This window comes from Micromonospora sp. DT201 (genome assembly GCF_049841575.1).
Lineage (GTDB): Bacteria > Actinomycetota > Actinomycetes > Mycobacteriales > Micromonosporaceae > Micromonospora.
In genome coordinates this window covers 241066-253184 of the sequence record NZ_JBNCKP010000007.1, presented here as the reverse complement: position 1 = coordinate 253184, position 12119 = coordinate 241066, and the positions used below count along the sequence as shown (strand labels likewise).

8 protein-coding genes are annotated in these 12119 nt (G+C 67.4%); 5 read left to right on the top strand and 3 right to left on the bottom strand.

Features of this window, described 5'->3' with window-relative positions; all coding sequences use genetic code 11:
* Nucleotides 1-30 precede the first annotated feature (30 nt).
* Nucleotides 31-2919, top strand: a complete 2889-nt coding sequence (locus tag ACLQ28_RS15350; RefSeq protein WP_425686939.1) for a glycosyl hydrolase family 95 catalytic domain-containing protein — start codon at nt 31-33, stop codon at nt 2917-2919.
* A 410-nt stretch (nt 2920-3329) separates the two neighbouring features.
* The gene (locus ACLQ28_RS15345; protein ID WP_425686938.1) at nt 3330-6188 is read left to right on the top strand and encodes a glycosyl hydrolase family 95 catalytic domain-containing protein; all 2859 of its coding nucleotides are present in this window, start codon (nt 3330-3332) and stop codon (nt 6186-6188) included.
* A 294-nt stretch (nt 6189-6482) separates the two neighbouring features.
* Here ACLQ28_RS15345 and ACLQ28_RS15340 read toward each other — a convergent pair whose 3' ends face one another.
* On the bottom strand, nt 6483-7460 hold the full coding sequence (locus ACLQ28_RS15340) for a GNAT family N-acetyltransferase (RefSeq protein ID WP_425686937.1): 978 nt from the start codon (nt 7458-7460) through the stop codon (nt 6483-6485).
* 260 nt (nt 7461-7720) lie between these two features.
* Here ACLQ28_RS15340 and ACLQ28_RS15335 point away from each other — a divergent pair, with 260 nt between their 5' ends.
* The gene (locus ACLQ28_RS15335) at nt 7721-8752 is read left to right on the top strand and encodes a hypothetical protein (protein ID WP_425686936.1); all 1032 of its coding nucleotides are present in this window, start codon (nt 7721-7723) and stop codon (nt 8750-8752) included.
* 98 nt (nt 8753-8850) lie between these two features.
* Here ACLQ28_RS15335 and ACLQ28_RS15330 read toward each other — a convergent pair whose 3' ends face one another.
* Nucleotides 8851-9474 carry a TetR/AcrR family transcriptional regulator gene (locus tag ACLQ28_RS15330; RefSeq protein ID WP_425686935.1) on the bottom strand — a complete coding sequence of 208 codons (624 nt, stop codon included), beginning with the start codon at nt 9472-9474 and terminating at the stop codon, nt 8851-8853.
* 67 nt (nt 9475-9541) lie between these two features.
* Here ACLQ28_RS15330 and ACLQ28_RS15325 point away from each other — a divergent pair, with 67 nt between their 5' ends.
* Together ACLQ28_RS15325 and ACLQ28_RS15320 are read left to right on the top strand one after the other, a co-directional pair.
* A complete protein-coding gene (locus tag ACLQ28_RS15325) occupies nt 9542-10489 on the top strand; it encodes a VOC family protein (RefSeq protein WP_425686934.1) in 948 nt (315 codons plus the stop codon).
* 307 nt (nt 10490-10796) lie between these two features.
* Nucleotides 10797-11198 carry a serine hydrolase domain-containing protein gene (locus ACLQ28_RS15320; protein ID WP_425686933.1) on the top strand — a complete coding sequence of 134 codons (402 nt, stop codon included), beginning with the start codon at nt 10797-10799 and terminating at the stop codon, nt 11196-11198.
* A 38-nt stretch (nt 11199-11236) separates the two neighbouring features.
* Here ACLQ28_RS15320 and ACLQ28_RS15315 read toward each other — a convergent pair whose 3' ends face one another.
* Nucleotides 11237-12055, bottom strand: a complete 819-nt coding sequence (locus ACLQ28_RS15315; RefSeq protein ID WP_425686932.1) for a TetR/AcrR family transcriptional regulator — start codon at nt 12053-12055, stop codon at nt 11237-11239.
* Nucleotides 12056-12119 lie beyond the last annotated feature (64 nt).

Below are 12119 nucleotides of genomic sequence, written 5' to 3'. Positions count from 1 at the left end.
CTTCAGCCTCGGTGTCGAGAGGAACTTCTGATGTCAGACCTGCCCGTGAGCCGTAGGCGCCTGCTCGCCACCGCCGCTTTGACCACCGGCTCGGCGGCCCTGATCCCGGCCGTGGGCGCCGGACGCGCCGCCGCCGCTGCGCCTCAGGTCACCCTGCCCGAGCGCGGGATCTACGACGCGACCGCGGCGACAACCTGGACGGACGGGTTCCTCACCGGCAACGGCGAGTACGGCGCGGTCCTGTACGGAACGCCGACCCTCGAGAAGGTGATCTTCAATCACCACCGCTTCGTCCTGCCCAACGGCAGCCGGGGCGTGACCCCGCCAGTGATCTCGGGGCGGCTGGCCGGCGTACGAGACAAGGCGCTGGCCGGGAACTACGCCGGAGCCAACACTGACTTCGCGGCCGGCTGGAGCCTGCGCTGGACCCAGACCTACCACCCCGGCTTCGAGTTGCAGATCAGCACTCCCGGCATGACCACCGCCAACGGATACGCCCGCAGCACCGACTTCCGGACCGGAGAGGTCACCTCCACCTGGACCGACAGCAACGGCACCTGGACTCGCCGCGCCTTCGCCTCCCGAGCCGACAACGTCGTCGTACACGAACTGACCCCGGCATCCGGCCGGTCGATCGACGCGACGCTGAGCGCCAACACCTCCCTCGCCGGTGTCCCCGGCTCGGTCCGTTTCACCACCCTGGCCAGCGTCATCGACGGTTCCGGTTACCTGAACCTGCGAGGCACCTACCCGTCCGGGCAGGGCGCGTTCGGCTTCGAGGGCGTCACCCGGGTCGTCGCCACCGGTGGCACGGTAGCCGCGAACGGGTCGAGCATCGTCGTCACCGCAGCAACCAGACTCCTCCTGCTGACCAAACTCGATCGGTACGAGTCACCCACGGCCTGGGACAGCAGGCCGCTGCACGCGGCGCTGGCCGCGGTGCGCGCCGACTATGCCGAGCTGCGGACCCGGCACGTCACCCTGCACTCGGCGATGTTCGACCGCTCCCGCCTGGACCTGAACGTCTCCGCCGCCGACCGGCAACTGTCGACCACCGCGCTGATCGCCCGGCAGAACGCCAACCGCAACACCATCGATGTGGCCCTGCTGGAGCGCCTCTACGACAGCGGCCGTTACCTGTTCATCAGCTCCAGCGGCGTACTGCCGCCGCGGCTGACCGGAATCTGGACCGGCACCTGGAATGGCGCCTGGGCCGACGACTTCACCACCGATGCCAACATCAACCTCCAGGTCGCCGGCGGCAACATTCTCGACCTCACCGATGCCATGCAGGGCTACTTCAACCTGATCCTCGGCCAGCTCGCTCACTGGCGCACGAACGCTCGCAACCTGTACGGTGCCCGCGGCTTCCTGGCCCCATCGCGAACCGACGGCGAGTACGGCTACATGCTGCACTTCGACCCCGGCTTCCCCGGCCAGTGCTGGACCGGTGGCGCGGACTGGTTGCTCTATCCGCTTTTGGAGTACTACCAGGTCACCGGGGACCGGACGTTTCTGGCCGAGAAGCTGGGACCGGCGCTGATGGAGCTGGCGCTGTTCTACGAGGACTTCCTGAGCCGCACCGATTCGGCCGGCCGTGTGGTGTTCGTGCCGTCGTTCTCGATGGAGAACTCGCCGGCCAGCACGAACGTCCTGCTGGCGATCAACGCCACCGGCGACATCCAGGCCGGCAGACACGCCCTGCGGGCGGCCGTCGAGGCTGCCAACGCGCTCGGTGTCGAACAGGGCGCCGGTCGAGGTGTCGCGCGCTGGACGGCCCTGCTGGCAAAGCTCCCGCCCTACACGGTCAACGGCAGCGGCGCCCTCGCCGAATGGTCCTGGCCGGGCCTCACGGACCGCTACAACCATCGGCACGTCCATCACCTGTACGGCGCGTGGCCCCTGCACGAGATCAATCCCGAGGAGGCGCCCGGGCTGGTCACCGCCGCGCTCAGGGCCCTGGCGCTGCGCGGTGACGAGAACACCTCCGCGCACGGCAGCCTGCATCGAGCCCTCGCCTACGCTCGACTCAAGGACGGTGCCGGCGTCTACAGCAACCTGCGGAAGATCATCGGCAACAACATGATCTTCCGATCGCTGATGACAGCACACAACCCGAACCTGGAGACCTACAACGCCGATGCGGCCAACGCGCTGCCGGCCGTGCTCAGCGAAGCGCTTGTCTACACCAGGCCCGGCGTCATCGAGTTGCTGCCCGCCGTGCCCGGCCAGCTCGCCAGGGGCACCATCACCGGTGTCCGCGGACGCAATCAGGTCCGCATTCACACCCTCTCCTGGGATCTTCCTGGTCGCTCGGTAACCGTGGTACTCACCTCGACGATCACCCAGGCGATCACCCTGCTCAGCCGGCGCGGGATGGCATCCATCACCACTTCCGCGACGGTCACCCCCTCGCCGCTCGGCCCGAATGCCCGGGTGATCTCGTTGACGGCCGGGCAACAGATACAGGTCGTCGTAGGCCTGCCAGCCGCCGCCGGCGGCGTCGTTCGAATTGTCAACCGGCGCAGCGCAAAGGTGTTGGACGTCAACGGCGGCGCCACCACGGACGGGGCAACCGTCATCCAGTGGCCGTGGACTGGCGCGACCAACCAGCAGTGGCGGCTGCTGTCCAACAGCGATGGCTCATTCCGGCTGGTCGGTGTCAAGAGCGGGAAGGTCCTGGACAGTCCAGGTGGCTCGGGCCAGGGCGCGGCACTCGTTCAATGGGCCGACAACGGTGGACGTAACCAGTGGTGGAATCTCGTCCCGGCGACGACCAGCGGAAACTACCGGTTGGTCAACGTGAGCAATGGCTGGTGTGTCGGTGTCGAAGGCGGCTCCACTGCGGACGGCGCCAGGGCGGTCCAGCAACCGGTCAGCGGCGAGATCAGTCAGGAATGGCAGATTCTTGATGCCTGAGACAGCAGGTCAGAGGCACCGGTCGCAGCGGCTCCGGCGATTGGCCGCCAGACTTCCGGCTAAAGCCCTCCTGTCTTCGACCTCGTCGACGTCTGACCTTTAGGGGAGCACCCGTCAGTCGATCGCCTCTTGCGCGCCGACTCCGCAGGGCGATGGCGCGAACGGTGTGGGCTGGCTTACGAGCCCTTGGCCGTCGGACGACAGCATCGCAGGTGGTCCCGTGGCAACGCATTGACCATCTTTTATGTCGGTTGTTAACATGTGACGTCTGATGAATGTCGGACGCCGTGACACCCTCGAAGGACTCAGGCGACGTCCTCGTCAACGTTCCGCTTCTCCTGCCCTGCGATCGGCACGACCGGGCGGCTGGGGCCGCCGCTGCGTCACTCGGGCTGGATGAAGGAGACAAGATGTCTGAAGTGACACGACGGAAACTTCTCGGAGCCGGGGCGGCTGGGGCTGGCGTCATGCTGTTGCCGGCGGGTTGGACCGCAGCCGCTCGGGCCGGGTCGACTGCACCCCCACAGGTGCTGGCAGCCAACGACATGGCGTTGTGGTACGACGAGCCGGCGAGTTCGGATTGGTTACGCGCTCTGCCGATTGGCAACGGCCGGTTGGGCGCGATGGTGTTCGGAAATGTCGACACCGATCGGCTGCAGCTCAACGAGGACACTGTGTGGGCCGGCGGCCCGTATGACTCGGCCAACACCCGTGGTGCGGCCAACCTGGCGGAGATTCAGCGGCGGGTCTTTGCCGATCAGTGGACGCAGGCGCAGGATCTGATCAACCAGACCATGCTGGGCAGTCCGGTCGGGCAGTTGGCCTACCAGCCGGTCGGCGACCTGCGGCTCGCTTTTGGCAGTGCCAGCGGGGCGTCGCAGTACCAGCGGACCCTCGATCTGACCACGGCCATCGCTACCACCAGCTACGTGCTCAACGGGGTGCGGTTTCAGCGTGAGATGTTCGCCAGCGCACCGGACCAGGTGATCGTGATCCGGTTGACCGCCGACCGGGCAAACGCGATCACGTTCACCGCCACGTTCAACAGCCCGCAACGGACGACCGTGTCCAGCCCGGACGCCGCCACGATTGGCCTCGACGGCGTTTCCGGCAACATGGAGGGCATCAACGGGCAGGTCCGGTTCCTTGCTCTGGCCAATGCCACCGCGAGCGGCGGCACGGTCAGCAGCTCCGGCGGCACGCTGCGGGTCTCCGGCGCGACCAGCGTCACCCTGTTGGTGTCGATCGGCTCCAGTTACGTCAACTACCGGACCGTCAACGGCGACTACCAGGGCATCGCGCGACGGCACCTCGACGCGGCCCGCACCATCGGCTTCGACCAGTTGCGCGGCCGCCACGTGGCCGACTATCAGGCGCTGTTCAACCGGGTGTCGATCGATCTGGGACGCACGACGGCGGCCGACCAGACCACCGACGTGCGGATCGCGCAGCACGCGAGCGTCAACGATCCGCAGTTTTCCGCGCTGCTGTTCCAGTACGGTCGCTACCTGCTGATCTCCTCCTCGCGGCCGGGCAGCCAGCCGGCGAACCTGCAGGGGATCTGGAATGACCAGATGGCTCCCTCCTGGGACTCGAAGTACACCATCAACGCGAACCTGCCGATGAACTACTGGCCGGCCGACACCACCAACCTGGCCGAGTGCTACCTGCCGGTCTTCGACATGATCAAAGATCTGACGGTGACCGGCGCCCGCACTGCTCAGGTGCAGTACGGCGCAGGGGGTTGGGTCACCCACCACAACACCGACGCGTGGCGCGGCTCCTCGGTGGTCGACGAAGCCCTGTGGGGAATGTGGCAAACCGGCGGCGCCTGGCTGGCCACCATGATCTGGGACCACTACCAGTTCACCGGAGACGTCGAGTTCCTGCGCGCCAACTACCCGGCCATGAAAGGCGCTGCCCAGTTCTTCCTCGACACGCTGGTCAGCCACCCGACGCTCGGCTACCTCGTCACCAATCCGTCAAACTCGCCCGAGCTGCGTCATCACACGAACGCCAGCGTCTGCGCGGGGCCGACGATGGACAACCAGATCCTGCGTGACCTGTTCAACGGCGTCGCACGGGCCGCCGAAGTCCTCAATGTGGATGCCAACTACCGCACCCAGATACTGACTGCCCGGGACCGGCTGCCGCCGACGCGGGTCGGGTCCCGCGGCAACATCCAGGAATGGCTCGCCGACTGGGTGGAGACCGAGCGGACTCACCGGCACGTCTCCCACCTGTACGGGCTGCACCCCAGCAACCAGATCACCAAACGCGGCACACCACAGCTGCACCAGGCCGCACGACAGACCCTGGAACTGCGCGGCGACGACGGCACCGGCTGGTCACTCGCCTGGAAGATCAACTATTGGGCTCGACTGGAAGAGGCCACCCGCGCCCACAAGCTCCTCCGCGACCTGGTACGCACCGACCGGCTCGCACCGAACATGTTCGACCTGCACCCGCCATTCCAGATCGACGGCAACTTCGGCGCCACCTCCGGCATCGCCGAAATGCTGCTACAAAGCCACAACAGCGAACTACACCTCCTGCCCGCACTACCATCCGCCTGGCCAACCGGGCAGGTCACCGGGCTCCGGGGCCGCGGCGGATACACCGTCGGCGCCGCTTGGAGCAGCAGCCGAGTCGAGCTCCTCGTCACTCCCGACCGCGCCGGCCCCATCCGCGTTCGCAACCGGATCTTCGCCGGCACCTTCGAACTGCGCGACGAGACGAGCGGCAGCGCCGTCCAGCCGACGCGGATCGAGGCCGATCTCGTGCAGTTCACCGGCCAGGCCGGCCACACCTACCGCGCGTCCGGGGTCAACTCGGGGCCGGTCGAGGCTGGTGCGTACTACCGGCTCGTGGCCCAGCACAGCGGCAAGGCCGCCGACATCAACGGTGCGTCCACCGCCGCCGGCGCGTTGCTGATCCAGTGGCAGAGCGGCAGCGGACAGAACCAGCAGTTCGAGTTTCTCCCGGCGGACGGGGGCCACTTCCGGATCAGGGCACGGCACAGCGGCCTGTTCCTACAGGCCGCCAGCAACAGCACTGGCGCCGACATCACCCAGCAACCCGACGCACCCAACGCCGCCAGCCAGCAATGGCGGGTCGACGACCAGGGCGGCGGGGTGGTCAGACTCATCAACCGGCAAAGCGGTCTGGCAATGGACGTTTGGCAGGCTTCGACCGCCGACGGTGCCCGCATCTCCCAGTGGACACCCGGCACCGGCGCCAACCAGCGATTCAAACTTCAACGAATCTAGCGACTGTCTCATAGCTACAGATCGCGCAAGGGCAGGTCGGTCCACTGCGCGCCGGTGTATCGGGTGTGTTGTCAGCGCCGCATCAGTCGCGGCTCTGGCACTCACTCGGCGAGTAATCCTGGTGGTGGTTCACGGTGTGGCGAGGGCGCGTTCTTGGAGGAGGCCGAGGCTCGCGCGGCCGTACATCTATCGCTTGATCATCTTGATGCGGTTGACGTTGCCTCCGAGGGGTCTGAGCTCGCCGAAATCGCTGTCACGCCGCCTGCCCGGTCGAGTCAGCCGAGCAACGCGGTGTCAGCTGGAATCAGGGCCGAGGCGTCGCATCAGCACCGCGTACCCGCGCCCCGAGCCGACGAAGCCGAGCTTGCGGTAGAGCGCGAGAGCGGCCGGATTGGTGTCACTCACCCGGAGGCGCACCTGCTGAAAACCTGCGGACCGAGCCCTGCGGAGGGCGTGTGTGATCATGGCGGTGGCGAGGCCACGGCGGCGCCAGGGAACTCGGCTGCCCAGACAGTGCAGCACTGCGGTGGGTTTCTCCGTGTCGTCGTCGGCGAGCGCAAACAGGAAGCCGGCCACGGGGTTTTCGGCCCCGTCCGCCTCCACGAGCACCAGGCAGGACAGGTCGGGCAGGAATCGGGGGTGCGCGATGGCGTGCGCTGGCCAGGTGCGCTGGTCTGGTCGGATCGCAGACGGGCTGTCGGCGTAGGCCTCGTTGTGGGCCAGCCGCGCCAGTTCCTCGTAGCGCTCGTCGACGGGGCTCGACACCAGGCCAGGCGGCAGCACTTCGGTGGGCAGCGACTCCGGCAGCGCCAGGACCAGGTCCCGCTCGTGCCGGACCAACTCGAAGCCGTGCCGGGCCAGCAGCTCGCGTCCGACGCGATCGTTCTCAGCGCACCGGGTGCCGAGAACGGCTGCCTGCGCGGATCCGCGGGCCTGCCGCACCTGCTCGGCCTGTCCGAGGAGCCACTGGTACAACTCCGCACGGACGTCGTTCGCGGTGTCGGGACGGACCACGTTGGCCAGCCGGATCCGGAGGACATCATCGACCTCGCCCATCTCCGCGACCTCCCCGTACGCGGCGACGTCCCCGTCGTCATCGCGGCCGACCCGGGCACCCGACCCGAGATCCGGCCCGAGAGCCGCCAGCCGTGTCGTGACGTCGTCAGCGTGCTGCTCAAGGCCGACGGGCGCAGCCGCCTCGACTCGCCGGAACAGGGCTGCCAACGACCCCGCATCGGCCAGCGTGGCGGGTTCCCAAGGCGCGATCTCCATCGACGGTCATCCTATTGGGTCGACGCCTCGCACGGGGGGCCGGTCGCGCAGCATCGGGTTGTCAGGGTGGCGGCTGGACACCGAACAGGCATGTCCACAGTCAAGACAGGAACGGCTGGATGGTGTGGTCGCCGGCTTCCAACCCCTGGCGGCTCAGCATTTACCTCGACCTTTGTCGAACCGGCTGGCACCAGGTGCGAACACGCTGAAGAACCCGACCAGTTTCTCGCGCCCCTCGGCCCCGGTAAAGTGGCCGGTCTGTGGAACTCAGGACCAGCACGCGGGCCATAAGATCCGCTTCTATGGTCCGCACCACGCCTCCGCGTCCCCTAGACATCACCGCGCTCTTCCCCGAACTGCGGGAACATTCCCTCACGGCTACCCGCCTGCATCCCCGACCCGGCGCTCCGACCGTTACGGACAGCTCGGTCGGTGGACCGCTGCTGTGGCCGGCCGACGAGGTATGGCCGGTCTGCGACGACGCCGGAGCGCACGAGCCATACAACCTGACCACCCCGGCCGCCCTGCTCCGCAGGCGGGAGATCCTCGCGACCGCAGAAACCCGGGAGCCGCTGCCGGGCGGGGACTTCTTGACTGCGGAGGAGCGGGCCGAGCTCGATGCGGCCGACGCTCTGAACCTCGACGACCTGATCGAGGATCCCATCCCGCTGGTCCCGGTCGCGCAGCTGTACCGACAAGATGTCCCGGACTACGCCGGTCCGGACGGCACCGACCTGCTCCAGGTGCTGTGGTGCCCGGTGGACCACTCGGACCGGCACTACAGCCCTCGCGTCTTTCTCTACTGGCGCGACAGTTCTGCCGTCGGCCCGCTGCTCGAGGCGCCTCCCGAGCCGCCCGCGATCAGCGACACGTACCTGCCGGTTCCGTGCGTCGTGCACCCCGAACAGGTCCGCGAGTACCAATACGCCGACCTGCTCCCCGATGACCTACGCGAGCGGCTCGACGAGTGGGATGACGACGAAGACAAGAGCCGTCCCCACTATCAGAGCGACCTGTCGCTGGCGCCGGGATGGAAGGTCGGCGGGTACGCGAACTGGTCACTGACCGATCCGTACCCAATGGATTGTGCCGTCTGCGGCGCCACGATGACCTTGACTTTCACCGTGGACTCGGGCGACTGGAACGGCATGAATTGCAGCTGGCGCCCATCCGAGGAGAACCCGGCCGCGTCCCCAGACTTCGTCGGCGTGCAGATCGGGCGTGGCTATTCGCTGTACACCTTCCGCTGCCCCGAATCATTCGGTCACCCCCCTGCCACCGCTATGCAGTGACGCGGTCGCCCTCCACTGCCCGCCGGCCTCCGAAACGCATTCGACTCGACGTGAGCAGACGGGGCCTGCTCCGGCCCCTCCACGCCGGATCAACCTCGTCAGCGCGGTCGCGTTGATGGTTGCTCGCCGGTCCAGCTTTGCCTCAGGCTGTCGATCAGGCCGATGAAGACAGAGAAGGCATGGTCGACGCGTTCGCGGTCGTTGGTGGCCAGGAGATCGAGCTGCAGGCCGCGCGCCTGGGCCACGATCATCGATGCGATCAAGGGCGCTTGCTCGCTGGGGCATCCTTCTGCCAAAACTAGCCGCTGTATGAGCCCAAGCGCGTCGTGCATTGCTTGCTGAAGGAAACGCTCATAGCGCTCCGGCTCTCGTGTGGCCTGAGCGAAGACCTCGAACAACAAGCGATAGACCGGCAGGCGGTCTGCGGTCGTCGACCTCCGCCACCACGAGCCGAGGTCGGCCAGGCTGCCGGATGAGCTGGCTAGGCCGGCCGCGTCGGCCAACCGCTGGCGAAGCACATCGGTCACCTCGATGAGGAGGGCCTCCTTTGTGCCGAAGTGGTGCAGCAGGGCCCCGTGGCTGACCCCTACTGCCTCGGCCAACGGTCGCATCGCCAGATTCGCCAACCCATGCGCGAGAACGTAGTCGACCACGGCATCGAGCAGTTCGGGCCGCCGGTGCTGGTAACGCAGACGCCTACCGTCTACGTGCTGCGCGCTCATTGGTCTGAGGGTACCCACTTCCATAGTAGATTGACCATATGGTCAAGCTACTTCTAGCGTGGTCGACATGACCCCTGAGATCACCCGCCTGCACCACGTCGGTCACGTGGTCCGCGAAATGCCAGCCGCGCTCAAGCTGTATCGACGGTTAGGGTTCGCGCTGCCCACGCCGAGTTATCCCGCGATGGTGCCGCAGGACGGAGGCACACTCGAGCCGTTCGGCGCGGCCAACACCCACGCCGACTTTTCTCAGGACTTCGTCGAACTGGTGACCGTCGTCGACGGCGGAGGTAGTCGGGTGCCGGCCGACGCGCGACTGGTCCCGCTGGACGCCCCGCCCAGCGTGCTGCCATCGCTGCTGGAGCGGATCATCGCCACCAGCGCGAATCTGTCCGACTGCCTGGACCGGTACGAGGGCCTGCACATCCTGATGCTGTCCTCCTCCGATATCGAGGCGACGGCAGCTCGCCTGACGAACTCCGGGATACGACACGGCGGGGTTGACACTGTGCGACGCCCAGCAGTCCCCCGAGTCGAAACAGTCCGATATCTCGAGATCGACGGCGTCCGACCTGGCGTGGAGGCAGAAGGCAGGATCGGTGTCGCCGCGGATCTGGATCCCGGAATCCAGAGCTCCCGCGCAACCGACCATCCCAACGGTGCCGTCGGTCTCGTCGACGCAACGCTCTGCATCGCCGACTCCGAGTTGGACGCTGTCCGGACACGCTACGAGGCTTACCTTGACCACACACCCAGGGCCAACGCGCGTGGGTGGGTGTTCGATCTCGGTGCGGCAACACTGACCCTCGTGCGGGCATCCCGCCTCGCCGAGGCTCTGCCCGGACAGCAACCACCGGCACTGCCCGCCCTCGTTGCCTACACGGTCGAAGTCCGCGACCTGACCGCGACGAAGGAACTCCTCCGGACCAACGAGGTTCCGCTCTGTCGAGCAGCATCCGGAGAGCTTTTCGTGCCAGCCACCGCCGCGTTCGGAACGGTGATCGCCTTTCGTTGAATCAACAGAAACAGCCCTACACCGTTCGGAAACCAACGCACTGGTGTGCGGTCTGCGACTCGCGATCGTGGGCAGCGCCGCGCGTACACCACCTGGCTCCCCCGCCGTCGCGTCGCTTGCCTCCAGCATCCGTCGTTGCGATCCGTCGTGGGCCGCCGCGCGCTCCGTGCCCAACCCCCGGGCTCCCGCTTCCGCAAAGTGTTGCCAACCCGGCGCACGGCAGCGGTAGTCCAAGGACGATCCGGCGCACTGTCGTGGGCGAAGCCGCGGGCGGTGGCTGTCGTACCCGTGTGCAAGGCTCCAGGGCGTGGCGACGTTCGTTCTGGTCCACGGCGGCCGGGGCAGCGCCACCCCCGGCAGTACGTTCGAGTACTCGAACACCAACTACATCGTGCTCGGACTGCTGATCAGGGCGGTTACCGGTCGCAGCTACGCCGAGGAGATCCGGGCCCGGATCATCGAGCCGCTCGGGCTCACCGACACCGTCCTGCCCGGCGACGACCCGAACATCCCGGGCGTACACGCTCGGGGCTACATGAAGATCAAGGGCAAGTCGGTGGACGTGACGGAGATGAACCCGTCCGAAGCGTGCTCGGCCGGCGAGATGATCTCGACGACCAAGGATCTGGACAGGTTCCTGGTCGACTTTTCCGGTGTCTTCGAGGACGCGGTGGTGGACGCCTTCAACGCCGCCGCTGACTGCCTCTGATCCGTACCACGACCAGGTGCGGCGGGTGTCGTCGCGGCCTATCCGGCGTCGGCCGGGCCTTCCCCGGCCCGGCCGACGTCGGCGCGAGCCGGTCCGGCCGAACGCTCGGCGACGATCACCGCGATGCCGTCGAGCACACGCTGGAGGCCGAACTCGAACGCATACTCCGGCCCGTACGCCGCGCCGTGCGCTTCGCCGGCCGCCGTGCCCACCCGGGCGGCCGTCGGGTAACTGCCCGACTTCATGAACTTCTCCAGCCAGGGGGCGTGCGACTGCCACCACTGGTTGTCCGTCATGCCGGTCTCGCGCTCCAGGTTGACCATGTCCAGTGCGACCCGGGCGGCGCTCCGAACGTGCCCGAGGACCAGGGTGAGCACGGAGTCCATCTCCACGTCGTCGAGGCCGATGCCGGCCACGGCAGCCAACTCGTAGTCGTACTTGGCGAGCAGGTTGGGGCCGAGCACGGGCCGGCTGGTTTCGGCGCGCAGGAGCCACGGGTGGGCCTGGTAGAGCTTCAGGTTCTCCCGGGCGATCTGCTCGAGCCGGGCTCGCCAACCGCCGGGGATCTCCGCCGGGCGCGCCATCCCGCCGTAGAGCACGTCGACCATGACGTCGAGCAGCTCGGCTTTGCCGGGGACGTACGTGTAGACCGACATCGTTCCGACGCTCAGCGCCTCACTGACCCGACGCATGGTGAGTGCGTCGATGCCCTCGACGTCAGCGATCTCGACGGCCGCCCGGACGATCCGGTCGACGCTGAGCCCCGGCCCGGCGCTACGGCTGGTCGGCTCGCGAGTTCGCCAGAGGATGGCCAGGCTGCGGGCGGGGTCGAACTTGCCCCGTTGCTCCTTCGACATAGTGCGGCCATCCTACCGGGTGACATACCGTACCGCGTACGGGCCGACCGGCGCGGAAACGCCG

What these genes read in the sequence shown, in the direction of transcription:
- ACLQ28_RS15350 (WP_425686939.1), top strand. Translation starts at nt 31, where the DNA reads ATGTCAGACCTGCCCGTGAGCCGTAGGCGCCTGCTCGCCACCGCCGCT.
- ACLQ28_RS15345 (WP_425686938.1), top strand. Translation starts at nt 3,330, where the DNA reads ATGTCTGAAGTGACACGACGGAAACTTCTCGGAGCCGGGGCGGCTGGG.
- ACLQ28_RS15340 (WP_425686937.1), bottom strand. Translation starts at nt 7,460, where the DNA reads ATGGAGATCGCGCCTTGGGAACCCGCCACGCTGGCCGATGCGGGGTCG.
- ACLQ28_RS15330 (WP_425686935.1), bottom strand. Translation starts at nt 9,474, where the DNA reads ATGAGCGCGCAGCACGTAGACGGTAGGCGTCTGCGTTACCAGCACCGG.
- ACLQ28_RS15325 (WP_425686934.1), top strand. Translation starts at nt 9,542, where the DNA reads ATGACCCCTGAGATCACCCGCCTGCACCACGTCGGTCACGTGGTCCGC.
- ACLQ28_RS15315 (WP_425686932.1), bottom strand. Translation starts at nt 12,055, where the DNA reads ATGTCGAAGGAGCAACGGGGCAAGTTCGACCCCGCCCGCAGCCTGGCC.